The sequence below is a fragment of the Acinetobacter sp. ANC_7588 genome, assembly GCF_056783995.1.
The window spans coordinates 135,829-150,503 of sequence record NZ_JBWYIU010000002.1; the positions used below are offsets into that span (position 1 = coordinate 135,829).

Sequence of the window (14,675 nt, forward strand, 5' to 3'; positions counted from 1 at the left end):
TCACATGCTCAGTCGTCAATTAGAAGTATCACTGCGTTTGGCTGTTAGCATGGCTCGTCAAAAGAGACATGAGTTTCTTACAGTTGAACATTTGTTACTCGCACTTTTAGATAATGATTCTGCCGTGAATGCACTAAAAGCCTGCGGTGCAGAAATTGTCAGTTTGCGTAAAGAACTTGAAGAGTATGTAGAGCAACATACGCCTAAATTAGGCGATAATGCTGAGCAAGCGCCTCATCCTACAGAAAGCTTTGATCGTATATTGCAACGTGCAATTTTCCATGTTCAGTCTAGTGGTGGAGATCGGACAGTTGAAGGTGCAGATGTACTGGTTGCAATGTACTCAGAAAGAGATTCATTTGCGGTTTATTTGCTAAAACGCCACCAAATCAATCGTCTTACTTTAACTCAATATCTTTCACACGGTGCGCGTAAGGAAGATGTTCCAGCTGAAGAAGAAACGGATGACTTAGATGGTGAAAACTCAGCCTCAGCAAATGCAGGTCCATTAGAACTTTATACCCTAAATCTCAATGCAGAAGCTTTAAAGGGTAAAACCGATCCTTTGATTGGTCGTGAAAAAGAAATTGAGCGTGCAGCTCAAATTCTATGTCGACGTCGTAAAAACAATCCGCTTTTGGTGGGTGATCCAGGTGTGGGTAAAACATCCATAGCAGAAGGTTTGGCTTGGCTGATTGTTAACAATAAAGCACCAAAGCCACTGCTGAATGCGGAAATCTATAGTTTAGATATCGGTGCACTTGTTGCAGGTACAAAATACCGTGGTGACTTTGAGAAACGATTAAAGCAATTGTTAAATGCCCTAAAGAAGAAGCCCGAAGCAATTTTATTTATTGATGAAATTCATATGATCATTGGTGCAGGCTCAAGTATGGGTAGCACTATGGATGCATCGAATTTAATCAAACCTGCATTGGCAAATGGTACTTTACGTTGCATTGGCTCAACAACGTTTCAAGAATATCGTCAAGTTTTTGAAAAAGATCATGCATTATCACGCCGTTTCCAAAAAATTGATGTTAATGAGCCATCAATTAATGAAACAATTGATATTCTTCGTGGACTCAAGTCTAAATTTGAAGAATTTCATAAAGTTCAATATGATGATGCAGCTCTTGTTTCTGCAGTTGAGTTATCGGCTAAATTTATCAATGATCGCTTCCTCCCAGATAAAGCGATTGACGTAATAGATGAAGCAGGGGCACAACGACGTTTGAGAGCTGATCAAGATAACACTTTGATTACAGTTGAAAATATTGAAGATATTGTTTCGAAAATTGCACGAATTCCACCTAAAACTGTGTCTAAAGATGATAAATCTGTACTTGAGCACTTAGAGCGTGATCTTAAACGAGTTGTATTTGGTCAAGATGAGGCGATTACCGCATTATCCTCTGCAATTAAATTGTCACGAGCTGGGCTTAAAGCACCAGATAAGCCAGTTGGTAGTTTTGTATTTGCAGGACCTACTGGTGTAGGTAAAACTGAGGTAACAAAACAACTTGCAAAACTACTCGGTGTTGAACTAGTCAGATTTGATATGTCTGAATATATGGAACGCCATGCGGTTTCACGTTTAATTGGTGCACCTCCAGGTTATGTTGGTTTTGATCAAGGTGGCTTACTGACTGACGCAATACATAAAAATCCACATTGTGTATTGTTATTGGATGAGATTGAAAAGGCACATCCTGATGTGTTTAATTTATTGCTGCAAGTCATGGATCATGGTTCATTAACTGATAATAATGGTCGTAAGTCAGACTTCAGAAATGTCATTATAGTGTTAACAACGAATATTGGCGCTGAAAGTATTTCCCGTACAAGTATTGGTTTTACAGAGCAAGATAATAGTCGTGATAATCAGGAAGCAATGAAGAAGGCATTTACACCAGAGTTTAGAAACCGCTTAGATGGGGTTATTCAATTTAAAGCTCTACCTACGACAGTAATCGATTCTGTAGTAGATAAATTCCTTACAGAACTTCAAGCTCAACTTGATGACAAAAAAGTTGTTTTAGAAGTAGATCAGTCTGCACGAGATTGGTTAAGTGAAAACGGTTATGATCGTCTGATGGGTGCTCGTCCAATGCAGCGTTTGATTCAAGAGCATTTGAAAAAGCCGCTTGCTGAAATGATTTTATTTGGTGAGCTGGCTGAAAACGGCGGTAATGTAGCAGTAACAGTTAAAAAAGAAGATGGCAAAGCCGTTGGATTAAAGTTGGAAGTATTTGAAGATTCTGCAGCTGAACCAGCATAGTGTGTTATTAATTGTATTAAAGCCCGTTTATTTAAACGGGCTTTAATTTTTGGGTGAAAGTATGGACATACAAGTTACAAAAGTAATATCTACGACAGCTTTATTTTTTCTGACAGCACTGATGGAAATATTAGGGTGTTACTTTCCATATTTGATCCTAAATCAAGGGCGTGCGCATTGGTTGTGGCTACCCACTTTTGTCGCACTCGCTGCTTTTGTGTGGTTATTGACTTTGCATCCAGCAGCATCAGGTCGAATATATGCTGCATATGGAGGTATTTATATTTGTTCGGCATTGTTGTGGTTAAAGTTTGTGGATCAAATGGATCTTACTAAATGGGATATCATTGGTGGCGGAGTGGTTATTTTCGGGGCGCTGATTATCATTTTACAGCCACAAGGCTTAATTCGGTGAGTTGTTATAGGAGAAAGTCTGTTTAATTAAATTAATAATAAATCGACCTTGAATATTTTTGAGAAAAATTTAGAAGCCTATTTAATAAAATTTACATAAAGGCTTTTTAAATTGGCATGAAATAGGCATATATTTTCCGCCTATAATTTTGAAATACTTCAGAGTTTCATCATTATTCGACAATAAACAATGTAATTAGAATAAGGATTTTTCATTTGTCTACAACATATTCCAAGCAAGAAAAAACCAGCCGTATCAAAGGAATTATTGGTGCAGCTTCTGGTAATTTAGTTGAATGGTTTGATTTTTATATATATGCAGTATTTGCTGTATATTTTACCCAAGCTTTAACTGCGCCAGATATGGATAGTTCTACCCAAGCCATCTATGTGTGGGGTGTATTTGCAGCAAGCTTTTTTATGCGACCTATCGGTAGTTGGCTTTTTGGTCGAATTGCAGATAAACACGGTCGAAAAAAATCAATGGTCATCTCAATTATATTGATGGCTATAAGTTCTTTCATGTTTGCAGCGTTACCAACGTATGAGCAAGTGGGTATGGCTGCACCGTTTTTATTATTAATGGTTCGATTGCTTCAAGGCTTATCCGTTGGTGGTGAATATGGTGCTGTGGCGACTTATATGAGTGAATTGGGTTTAAAAGGTCAACGTGGCTTTTTTTCATCATTTCAATACGTAACGCTCACGGGTGGTCAACTCCTTGCAAGTTTATTGGGTGTAATATTCTTAGCTTTTATGTCTGAACAGCAGCTTTATGATGGGGGATGGCGAATTCCATTTATTATTGGTGGTGTTGCAGCAATTTTATCTTTATTAGCGAGAAGTAGATTAGAAGAGACTTTATCCAGTGATGAAAGTGATAAAGAAGATTCTGGTACACTTCGTGAGCTTTTTAAAAATCACTGGAAAACTTTCCTTTTGGTGGTTGGTTATACTTCAGCAGGCTCTCTTAGTTTCTATGTGATTACAGTTTACTCAAAAACTTACCTTACCAATATTGGAATAGATCCTAAAACGGTAGGGTTGATGATGACAGCCTGCATTTTTGTACTCATGGTCGCGCAACCATTCTTTGGTGCATTGTCAGATCGTATTGGTCGCAGAAATTCTATGCTGTTATTTAGTGGTCTGATGGCTATATTTATCTATCCAGTCATGGCAATCGGGATGAGATATTTTAGCGAAACTCCATTTATTGTCGCGATGCTACTGATTTTCCTGATGCTATTGCTTAGTTTGTATACCTCTATTGGCGGTATTGTAAAAGCTGAAATGTTTCCTCCGCATGTACGTGCGTTGGGTGTAGGTTTCTCTTATGCGATAGGTAATGCCGTATTTGGTGGTTCTGCACCTTCTGTTGCCTTGCAGTTTAAGGCCGCAGGAATTGAAAATTCATTTTTTATTTACGTGATCATTATTTTAATCGTATGTTTCTTTTGTAGTTGGCAACTTCCCAAAGAACCTAAATATTTAAAAGATGATCATTAAGATTTAGAAAATAAAAAAGCACCCGAGGGTGCTTTTTTAGTGGATGAAATTAATCTTTTTTTAAGCGTTCATTGATGAGGAACTCAACAAGTGCTTTTTGAGCGTGAAGGCGGTTTTCAGCTTCATCCCATACCACAGCATTTTTGTGATCGAGCATATTTTCTGAAATTTCTTCACCGCGATGGGCAGGTAAACAGTGCATAAATAAACAGTCTGGATGAGCAAGATCCATTAGACGTTCATTGACTTGAAAATCAGCAAAAGCTTTTTCACGAATTTTTTGCTCTTCTTCTTGTCCCATGCTGGCCCAAACATCAGTAACGATAAGGTCGGCATTCACTGCAGCATCTTCAGCAGAGTCTACAACTTCGGCGCAGTGCGCGAATTCAGAGAGAAATTCAGGTTTTGGTTCATAACCTTTTGGTGATGCAATTTTAAGTTTAAAGCCCCACATATGTGCAGCTTCGATATATGAGTTACACATATTATTACCATCACCAATCCACGCAACGGTTTTGCCTTGGATAGCGCCACGGTGTTCTACGAATGTTTGAACATCAGCAAGCAATTGGCAAGGGTGGTGATCATCGGTCAGTGCATTAATAACTGGGACTTTAGAATATTCTGCAAAACGTGTGACAATATCGTGGCCAAAAGTACGAATCATCACAATATCAAGCATGCTTGAAATAACGCGAGCTGAATCTTCAATCGGTTCGCCGCGACCTAATTGCGTATCCCGGGACGAGAGGAAAATTGCGCTACCACCAAATTGGGTCATACCAGCTTCAAAAGAAACACGGGTACGTGTGCTCGATTTTTCAAAAATCATTCCCATTACTTTACCAACAAAGGGTTGGTAGACTTCATGATTATGCTGCATGCGTTTTAATTCTATAGCACGATCAATAATGCGATTTAATTCTGCAGTTGAAAGGTCACGTAAAGTAAGAAAATGTCGTAGAGCCATGGTTACTCCACAATCATTGTTTCGTCAAAATAGTGAATGAGACGACCAATAATTGTTGGTTGATGAAAAAAAACGAGAATCGACTAATATACTATATGTAAAGAGAATTGCAAAAAAACTAGACTTTTTGGTGCCCATCTAGGAAGCGATCGACAGAATAGCTGATGTATTCGATGGTTTCTTGATCGGTTTCAAGTACTGGTATCCCCATTAAAATTTTCCATTCTAAATTTCTTAAGATTCCAAAATATAATTGAGCAGAAAATAAAGGATTTTCACATTTTAACACACCAAGTTTATGCGCATTTTCTAATGCATTTGCGATCGCTAACTGGATATGTTTAGGGCCTTTTTCGTGCAAATAAAGAGCAAGTTCTGGATTTTTTTGGGATTGCTCAATCACGAGGCGCATAAAGGCAGTATGATCTTCTTTTTTAATGTGGCGATGAAAGTTAAGTAGTGTATGTATCAGATAAGATCTAAAATCGCCATGATCTGGATCATATGCAACACAGATATCTTTAAAAAAGAGTTCACGTCGATAATCACATATAGCAGTAAAAAGGCCTTCTTTGCCGCCAAAATATTTATAAATAGATGCTTTGGAGCCTCCAGCATGTTGAACAATATCATCCAAAGACACAGCATCGTAGCCACGTTCCAAGAATAGCGTATTGGCGCTTAGCAATAATGCTAAACGTCGTTCTTGACCACGGCGAGTATGGGGCATATCACAACCAGAAGTTTCAATATGCGGAAATGGATGTTGCATGCAGTAACAATAGCGAAAAATGAAATTGAAGATGGAGTATAACAAATTAAAGCACTTAACGCCTGACACTCAAAATAATAACAAAATCAAAAAATGAATGATAATTCATTTTTATATGACTAAAGTTTTAGAGCAAAAATACTAAACGGTCATATATCAAACTAAATTTATAGATATACTAAAAACTCGATAATTATAGTAAACACTGTGGAAAGGAATATGACAGAACAATCGTCTGCAGGCTTAAGATTTAGACAAGCATTAGAAGTGGAAAAGCCATTACAAATCATCGGAACTGTAAATGCATATGCAGCAATGATGGCAAAACAAGTTGGCTATAAAGCAATTTATCTATCAGGCGCAGGTGTTGCAAACTATTCCTATGGTCTTCCTGATTTGGGAATGACGAGTTTAGATAATGTGCTTGAAGATGTTCGTCGTATCACTGAACGTGTAGATACGCCTTTGCTTGTGGATATTGATACAGGTTGGGGCGGTGCATTTAATATCGCACGAAGTATCAAGCAAATGATCGCTGCTGGAGCTGCTGCTGTTCATATTGAAGACCAAGTTGCGCAAAAACGCTGCGGACATCGTCCGAATAAAGAAATTGTGTCACAACAAGAAATGGTAGACCGTATTAAGGCTGCTGTTGATGCAAAAACTGATTCTAATTTCGTGGTCATGGCACGTACGGATGCGCTGCAAAAAGAAGGGCTTCAAGCCGTCATTGATCGTGCATGTGCATGTGTTGAAGCTGGAGCTGATGCTATTTTTGCGGAAGCGATGACTGATATAACGATGTATAAAACAGTCTGTGATGCTGTAGGTGTGCCTGTGCTAGCGAATATCACTGAATTTGGTGATACCCCTTATTATACGACCGAAGAGCTAGCAGAACAGGGAATTTCTATGGTGTTATACCCATTGTCTGCGACACGTGCGATGCAGAAAGCAGCATTAGAAGTGATGCATTCTATTCGTAAAGACGGCACGCAAGTGAATGTTATTGATAAAATGCAACAACGAAAAGAATTATACGAGTTCCTTGATTATCATACTTTCGAAAACACACTAGATAAGCTATTCACTCAGGAGAAATAAAAAAATGGCTGAAGGAAAAGTATTGACTGGCGCAGGATTGCGTGGACAAGTCGCAGGTAAAACAGCACTTTCAACCGTTGGGAAAAGTGGTGCGGGCTTAACATATCGTGGTTATGATGTTCAGGATTTGGCGGAAAATTGCCAATTTGAAGAAGTTGCATATTTAATTTTCTTTGGTGAACTACCTACGGCGCAACAACTTGCGGACTATAAAGCAAAACTAAAATCACTGAGAGCATTACCACAAGCACTAAAAGAAGTGCTTGAGCGTATTCCAGCAGATTCACATCCTATGGATGTTATGCGTACAGGTGTTTCTATGTTGGGTAACTTAGAAACAGAACAGTCCTTTGGTGAACAGCAAGATATAGCTGATCGTATTTTGGCAACATTGCCAGCCATTATTTGTTATTGGTATCGATATAGCCATGATGGTGTTCGTATCGAAGAAAATACTGATGACGACTCAATTGGTGCTCAATTCTTGCATTTATTGCGTGGCGAAAAACCTAATGAATTGCATGAACAAGTCATGAATGTTTCCTTAATTCTCTATGCAGAACATGAATTTAACGCTTCAACATTTACGGCACGTGTGTGTGCTTCGACGTTATCAGATTTACATTCGTGTATTACAGGTGCGATTGGTTCTTTGCGTGGTCCACTGCATGGCGGTGCAAATGAAGCGGCAATGGATATGATTGAGCAATGGAAATCTCCTGAAGAAGCTGAGCGCGAAATGCTGGGTATGCTCGAACGCAAAGAAAAAATCATGGGCTTTGGTCATGCAATTTACAAAGACAATGATCCACGTAATGGGATTATTAAGGTATGGTCTGAGCGCTTGGCTAAGGACGTAGGAGATACTGTTTTATATCCAGTATCAGTACGTTGTGAAGAAGTCATGTGGCGAGAGAAAAAATTATTCTGTAATGCTGATTTCTTCCATGCTTCTGCTTATCACTTTATGGGTATACCAACGAAGCTATTCACGCCAATTTTTGTGATGTCTCGTGTAACAGGATGGGCGGCACATGTGATGGAGCAGCGTGCGGACAACCGTATTATTCGACCAAGTGCAGATTACACAGGACCTGAATTACGCAAAGTTGTACCAATTGAACAGCGTGCTTGAAAAGCATAATAAAAAGCTCCTTCGGGAGCTTTTTATTTTGTTGAGCAGAGTAAAATGGCATCTTGTTTTTCGTAGCCTGTTTCAGTAGGAATACCCATATAACTAATAACTGCAACGCGATAATTGGGGAAAGTGTGAGGAAATGCGTAAAGTTTTTTGATCTGAGGTAAATTACGATGATATCGAATATTCTCGAATTGTTGGCTTTTATACATTGAAGGTTTAGAACTTTGGCTGAGTTGTACCTGAGATTGGAATTTACTTACTTTAATTTCAGGCACGTTTAACCAAAAATTTCCAGTCTGTTCTCTTTGTTTATTTAATTTTAGGTTAGCAGTCTTAGGGCTTAATGGCGCTGGTTTGACAAGGCGAGCTTGAATACTTTGAATTTTGCGAAGCGTATGCTGAGTTTCAGTAATGTGATTTCGGCTATTTAATGGGGTATAAATGGATTGAACCTCAATCGCTTTATGTGGGTTTCTGCTGTTGAGCAAATAATAATAAAGTGTTGGTAGTCGACCAGATTCATCATGGTAATGGCGTAAATAATATATTTTCTGATCTTTAATATCTGAACCTAGTACTTCTATTGTCTCCGGACCGCCGACTGTGGCAAAGGAGGGTGAAGAAATAAGGCAGAAGATGATACCTAGATAAGTTTTATGCTTTAAGTGATTATTGTTCATTTGGACTCATCTTTTTGTATTTTATATTGAGCATGATTTAAAATTTTAGAATTATGATGAAGAATAGGTTAATCAAATGTGTTGATTAACCTAAATCTAGAAGTTTACTCGGCAGTAGTGCTTACAACTTCATCTTCATCATCTTCAGCAGTATCCATTCCTAATTCTTTTAGCTTACGAGTCAAGGTATTGCGACCCCAACCTAAAAGCTCAGCAGCATGGCGTTTTCTTCCTCGAGTTTGTTGTAGTGCCGCATTAATTAAGGTGCGTTCAAACATAGGCGTGGCGATATCCAATAATTTCATTTCGCCATTTTTGAGTTTTTGTACAGCCCACTGACTAAGCAACTCATCCCAATGCTGAATAGCGATACGATCTGCTTGATTGTGTGGATGATTTGGATCATCAGATTTTTGGATTGGTAGTTGTTTTAACTCAGAAGGAAGATCTTCTGGGTAAACCTCTCTTCCAGTAATCATCACTGTCAGCCAGCGACATGTGTTTTCAAGTTGACGTACATTACCTTGCCAAGGCAACTGTTTCATGTATTCAATAGTTTCTGTACGTAAAATCTTTGGACTTACACCAAGTTCTTTACCTGCTCGTGCGAGAAAGTGTTGTGCGAGCATCGGAATGTCTTCCGAGCGGTGAGCAAGTTTAGGAATATGAATACGAATTACATTCAGACGATGATAAAGATCCTCACGGAAGCGTCCATCATGTACTAATTTTTCTAGATCTTGGTGAGTCGCAGCGACAATGCGGACATCAACACGCACTGGAATGTGTCCACCGACGCGATAAAACTCGCCATCAGCTAAAACACGCAATAAACGCGTTTGGGTTTCGAATGGCATGTCCCCAATTTCATCAAGGAATAATGTACCGCCATTGGCTTGCTCAAAACGACCTTGTCGCTGAGTATTAGCGCCAGTGAATGCACCTTTTTCATGACCAAATAATTCAGTTTCAATCAAATCTTTCGGAATGGCAGCCATATTAAGCGCAATAAATGGCTTGCTGCTACGTGGTGAATGACGATGCAATGCATGAGCGACTAACTCTTTACCTGTACCTGACTCACCATTAATTAATACCGTAATGTGTGATTGCGACAAACGTCCAATTGCTCGGAAGACTTCCTGCATTGCAGGAGATTCTCCAATGATCTCAGTTGATTGAATTGGCTGTACGGATGATTTCGCAGATTCTTGTTGTTGGAGCTTATTAATGTGCATGATGGCACGATTGACAAGTGCTAAAGCCTCATCAATATCAAATGGTTTTGGTAAATATTCAAAAGCACCCGTTTGATAGCTTGATACTGCTGACTCTAGATCCGAATGTGCCGTCATGATGATCACAGGTAGATCAGGATAATGACCTTTGACTTTAGCGAGAAAGGTAAGACCATCAATTCCTGGCATCCGTATATCTGTCAAAATTACATCAGGTGTATCATCAAGTAACTGATCCAGTGCAGATTGAGCTTCTTCGAAACTGGTAACATCTAAACCTTCTTCTTTAAATGTTTTTTCTAGAACCCAACGCATGGCGCGATCGTCATCTATTACCCAAATTTTATTTCGCGACATGGTTTAACTCCCAAGGTATATAAAGACTAAATACGGTTTTGCCTGGAACAGATTGGCATTCAATCATTCCATTGTGTTGATGCATAATATTTTGTGCGATGCTCAGACCTAAGCCTGTTCCTTTAGCGCGTCCTGTGACTAATGGATAAAATACGGACTCTAAAATTTCCTCTGGAACGCCAGGGCCGTTATCTTCGATATCAATTCGAACAGTTGAGCGATGTAAAGTTCCGTTAATCGTGACAAGGCGATGAATACGTGTACGCAGGGTTAATTCAGGTTGAGTGTCTTGAAAAAACTCTTTATTTTCAGTCATGGCCTGAATAGCATTTACACTGATGTTCAACATCACTTGAATAAGTTGATCCCGATCTGCTTCAACATCAGGTAAAGAAAGATCATAATCACGAGTAATTTTAATTTTCTTTTTTGTTTGGTTCACAATCAGAGAACGAACGCGTTCCAAAGGCTCGTGAATATTTACAGGTTCATAGCTTGGTAACTGCCGAGAACCGAGCATTGTGTCAGCAAGATTTCTCAGGCGATCTACTTCACTAATAATAATGTCCGTAAATTCTTTATATTCAGGATCATTTAAACTACGTGCCAATAATTGAGTTGCGCCACGTATGCCCCCTAATGGATTCTTAATCTCATGCGCGACACCTCTGATTAATTGGCGTGCGACCTGATGTTGTTGAATAAAATTTTCTTCTTTAGAAATTTTCAACATTCGATCAATTGGATTGAGTTCAATCAGAAGGAGGGGGTGATAACTTTTGCCAGTGTTAAGTTGGGCAACAGAATAGTCAACATGTACATCTTTAAAGTTCACAATAATAGTCGCTTCACGGCGGGTATAAGCTTGCCCCGTGAGTAATGTATTCGTGAGTGCTTCTTCTGTGTTAAATGAATCACCTGGAGATTGTAAAATACTGAGCACAGATTGACCTGATGCTCTTAATAAGCTGATATCAAAGAGTGCTTCACATGAGGAATTTAAATAAAAAATATTTAATTCACTATCGACTAAAAGTATCGCAGTGCTCAAGTTGTCTACGAGTAAACGGTAATCAATCGTTGGTTGTTGATTCATTAACCTCAAAATCCTGTCTTAAAATAGAGCAATTGCATCTATGAGTTTTTCCATCACTGCTCACAAAGAGGGAGTTATTTAATTTTAACGTCCTCAAATAAAGCAAAATATGAGCCAACTTTGTTTGAAATCGTTAAATACAACTAAAATGAACTCATTTATTAAGAAAAAAAGCGCGAAGCGATTGCAAAATATTCATGCAAAGTTGGGTTTATTTAATAATGCATCATATTGGTGCGATTGCAATATTTTTTAAAATTTATAGGAATATTTTGGTGCGTTATGCAAAGAGTGGGGTTTTCAACTGTTTTTATGAATTGAAAAGACATACAATACGCGGATTCTAGTGGAGCGCAGATTCATGAAATCCCCCAAAGTCGGTTTTGTTTCTTTAGGTTGTCCTAAGGCATTGGTAGATTCCGAGCGAATTCTTACTCAGTTAAAAACTGAAGGTTATGATGTAGCGTCGGATTATGACGGTGCTGATTTAGTTGTTGTTAATACCTGTGGTTTTATTGAATCTGCAGTACAAGAGTCATTAGACGCGATTGGCGAGGCGATGAGTGCGAACGGTCGCGTCATCGTAACAGGTTGTTTGGGTAAAGATGAAGAAAAAATTCGTCAAATGCATCCAAACGTACTTAAAGTTACTGGTGCAGCAGCTTATCAAGAAGTAATGGAAGCTGTGCATCAATATGTTCCTGAACCCCCTAAACACAATCCGTTTATTGATCTTGTACCAGAACAAGGTATTCGACTAACACCAAAACATTATGCATATTTGAAGATATCTGAAGGGTGTAACCATCGTTGTACCTTCTGTATTATCCCAAGTATGCGTGGCGATCTGGTATCTCGCCCAGTTGGTTCTGTATTAGAAGAAGCGGCGGCTTTAAAACGATCTGGTGTGAAGGAAGTCTTGGTTATTTCTCAAGATACTTCGGCATATGGTGTTGATACAAAATACAAGCTTGATTTTTGGAATGGTCAGCCTGTAAAAACTAAGTTCTACGATATGTGTGAAGCATTAGGTCAATTGGGTATTTGGGTGCGTCTGCATTATGTCTACCCATATCCACATGTTGATGCGGTTATCGATTTGATGGCACAGGGTAAGATCTTGCCTTACTTAGATATTCCATTCCAACACGCTAGCCCTAAAATTTTAAAACTGATGAAGCGTCCAGCGCATAGTGAAAACACGCTAGAGCGTTTAAAAGTTTGGCGTGAAAAGTGTCCTGATTTAGTCATTCGTTCTACATTTGTTGTTGGCTTCCCGGGTGAAACTGAAGAAGATTTCGTGCAACTTCTAGATTGGTTGAAAGAAGCTCAGCTCGATCGCGTTGGTTGTTTTACATACTCTCCAGTTGAAGGTGCAACTGCAAATGATCTGCCAGATCATGTGCCTGAAGAAATTAAACAGGAACGCTACGAACGCTTTATGCAGGTTCAGCAAGAAATTTCTGCTGCAAAACTACAAAAGCGTATTGGTCAAACCATGACTGTGCTGGTTGATGATCTAGAAGAAGAGTTTCCAGTTGCAGTGGCGCGTTCTTATGCAGATGCCCCTGAAATTGATGGAAATGTCTTTGTGGAAGATATTGATAAGAGCATGATTAAAGCAGGTGATTTACTGGTTGTTAAAATCACTGATGCGGATGAATACGACCTTTATGCAGAATTGATTGAAATTAAAACCGCATAATTGTTTGAAGTAATACTTATAAATGAATTCGGATATTGGAGTTTGTAATGTTAGATTCTAAAAAACCACGCTTTGGTCGTATTCTGCTAAAACTTTCGGGTGAAGCGCTAGCAGGCAATAAAGATATGGGTATCGATGCACAAGTGCTTGATCAAATGTCTTTATCTATTGCTCACTTGGTTGGTCTAGGTGTGCAAGTTGGTATCGTTGTGGGTGGTGGTAACCTTTATCGTGGTAGCCAATTACAGCAAGATGGGTTGGTTGGTCGCGTAACAGGTGATCAAATGGGTATGCTAGCAACTGTGATGAACGGTTTGGCGCTACGAGATGCATTGGTACGTCGTAATATTAAAACCCGTTTAATGTCAGCATTACCAATCGGTACAGTTGTAGAATCATATTCTAGCCGTGATGCGATTCGTCATTTAAATAATGGTGAAGTTTGTGTGTTTGTGGCGGGTACTGGTAATCCATTCTTTACGACAGATACCGCTGCTTGCTTACGTGGTATTGAGATTGAGGCCAACTTAATTCTTAAAGCGACGAAGGTAGATGGTGTCTACAATAAAGATCCAAGCAAATACGAAGATGCTGTTAAATATGATGCATTAACATTTGACCAAGTCTTAGATGAGAAACTTGGTGTAATGGATTTAACCGCGATTTGCTTATGCCGTGACCATAATGTTCCACTTCAAGTATTCGATATGAATAAATCAGGTGCGTTATTGTCAGTGGTTATGGGTGAAAAAGAAGGTACTCACGTTACTAATTGATGTACGTGGCTTTCAAAGCTATTTATACTAAACACTATTTTGATTTAAATTTTGAGAATTAGGTAAGGAAGATCACATGATTAACGATCTTAAAAAAGATGCTGAAGAGCGCATGAATAAATCATTGGACTCATTAGAGCATGGTTTTGCTAAAGTTCGTACAGGTCGTGCACATCCATCAATTCTTAACGGCGTAATGGTTCCTTACTATGGCTCTGATGTGCCATTAAACCAAGTTGCTAACATTGGTGTTGAAGATTCGCGTACATTGCTTGTTCAACCTTTCGAGCGCAATATGGTTGCTGCAATTGATAAAGCAATTCGTGAGTCAGATTTAGGTTTGAACCCAATTACTGCTGATTCAATTCGTGTACCAATGGCGGCATTAACTGAAGAAACACGCCGTGATATGCAAAAAGTGGCACGTAACGAGGCTGAAAATGCAAAAGTTGCGATTCGTAATATTCGCCGTGATGTATTAGGTGATATTAAAGCGTTGCTGAAAGAAAAAGAAATTTCTGAAGACGATGAGCGTCGTGCTGGCGATGAAATCCAAAAAATCACAGATAAATTTGTTGCTGAAGTTGAAAAGCGTTTAGCAGCAAAAGAAGCAGAGTTGATGAAGGTCTAAG

At 39.0% G+C, this 14,675-nt stretch carries 13 protein-coding genes; 8 read left to right on the forward strand and 5 right to left on the reverse strand.

The features are described from left to right. Window positions 1-4 precede the first annotated feature (4 nt). The 3 genes from clpA to AC1M9J_RS02835 all read left to right on the forward strand — a co-directional run bounded on the left by clpA (window position 5) and on the right by AC1M9J_RS02835 (window position 4,204). Window positions 5-2,281, forward strand: a complete 2,277-nt coding sequence (gene clpA, locus AC1M9J_RS02825; RefSeq protein WP_481588198.1) for an ATP-dependent Clp protease ATP-binding subunit ClpA — start codon at window positions 5-7, stop codon at window positions 2,279-2,281. A gap of 61 nt (window positions 2,282-2,342) precedes the next feature. Beyond that, on the forward strand, window positions 2,343-2,696 hold the full coding sequence (locus AC1M9J_RS02830) for a YnfA family protein (RefSeq protein ID WP_481591047.1): 354 nt from the start codon (window positions 2,343-2,345) through the stop codon (window positions 2,694-2,696). Between the two features lie 215 nt (window positions 2,697-2,911). Further along, window positions 2,912-4,204, forward strand: coding sequence for an MFS transporter (locus tag AC1M9J_RS02835; RefSeq protein ID WP_092766357.1), 1,293 nt, complete (start codon window positions 2,912-2,914; stop codon window positions 4,202-4,204). A 49-nt stretch (window positions 4,205-4,253) separates the two neighbouring features. Here the strand turns inward: AC1M9J_RS02835 and argF are convergent, their stop codons facing one another. Then, the gene (argF, locus tag AC1M9J_RS02840; protein WP_481595345.1) at window positions 4,254-5,174 is read right to left on the reverse strand and encodes an ornithine carbamoyltransferase; all 921 of its coding nucleotides are present in this window, start codon (window positions 5,172-5,174) and stop codon (window positions 4,254-4,256) included. Window positions 5,175-5,292: 118 nt separating this feature from the next. Then, window positions 5,293-5,946: a TetR/AcrR family transcriptional regulator gene (locus AC1M9J_RS02845; protein ID WP_092766355.1), complete on the reverse strand. Its 654-nt coding sequence runs from the start codon at window positions 5,944-5,946 to the stop codon at window positions 5,293-5,295. A gap of 219 nt (window positions 5,947-6,165) precedes the next feature. Here AC1M9J_RS02845 and prpB point away from each other — a divergent pair, with 219 nt between their 5' ends. Together prpB and prpC are read left to right on the forward strand one after the other, a co-directional pair. Continuing rightward, a complete protein-coding gene (gene prpB / locus AC1M9J_RS02850) occupies window positions 6,166-7,050 on the forward strand; it encodes a methylisocitrate lyase (protein WP_035263679.1) in 885 nt (294 codons plus the stop codon). Between the two features lie 4 nt (window positions 7,051-7,054). Further along, window positions 7,055-8,185 (forward strand): bifunctional 2-methylcitrate synthase/citrate synthase, encoded by a 1,131-nt coding sequence (gene prpC, locus AC1M9J_RS02855; protein WP_092766353.1) that lies wholly within the window; start codon window positions 7,055-7,057, stop codon window positions 8,183-8,185. A 32-nt stretch (window positions 8,186-8,217) separates the two neighbouring features. On the opposite strand, the gene AC1M9J_RS02860 is transcribed toward prpC, so the two are convergent. The 3 genes from AC1M9J_RS02860 to glnL form a co-directional block, all read right to left on the reverse strand. After that, window positions 8,218-8,871 (reverse strand): aminotransferase, encoded by a 654-nt coding sequence (locus tag AC1M9J_RS02860; protein ID WP_481588197.1) that lies wholly within the window; start codon window positions 8,869-8,871, stop codon window positions 8,218-8,220. A gap of 104 nt (window positions 8,872-8,975) precedes the next feature. Further along, window positions 8,976-10,466: a nitrogen regulation protein NR(I) gene (gene glnG / locus AC1M9J_RS02865; RefSeq protein ID WP_481591044.1), complete on the reverse strand. Its 1,491-nt coding sequence runs from the start codon at window positions 10,464-10,466 to the stop codon at window positions 8,976-8,978. Then, window positions 10,453-11,562: a nitrogen regulation protein NR(II) gene (glnL, locus tag AC1M9J_RS02870; protein ID WP_180027802.1), complete on the reverse strand. Its 1,110-nt coding sequence runs from the start codon at window positions 11,560-11,562 to the stop codon at window positions 10,453-10,455. The genes glnG and glnL overlap by 14 nt, the downstream gene beginning before the upstream one ends. Window positions 11,563-11,923: 361 nt before the next feature. Here glnL and rimO point away from each other — a divergent pair, with 361 nt between their 5' ends. The 3 genes from rimO to frr all read left to right on the forward strand — a co-directional run bounded on the left by rimO (window position 11,924) and on the right by frr (window position 14,674). Continuing rightward, entirely contained in the window at window positions 11,924-13,267 is a 1,344-nt protein-coding gene (gene rimO, locus AC1M9J_RS02875) for a 30S ribosomal protein S12 methylthiotransferase RimO (protein ID WP_179998097.1), read from the forward strand. A gap of 47 nt (window positions 13,268-13,314) precedes the next feature. Next, window positions 13,315-14,043: a UMP kinase gene (gene pyrH / locus AC1M9J_RS02880; RefSeq protein WP_035263670.1), complete on the forward strand. Its 729-nt coding sequence runs from the start codon at window positions 13,315-13,317 to the stop codon at window positions 14,041-14,043. 76 nt (window positions 14,044-14,119) lie between these two features. Then, a complete protein-coding gene (frr, locus tag AC1M9J_RS02885; protein WP_481588194.1) occupies window positions 14,120-14,674 on the forward strand; it encodes a ribosome recycling factor in 555 nt (184 codons plus the stop codon). Window position 14,675: the final 1 nt, after the last annotated feature.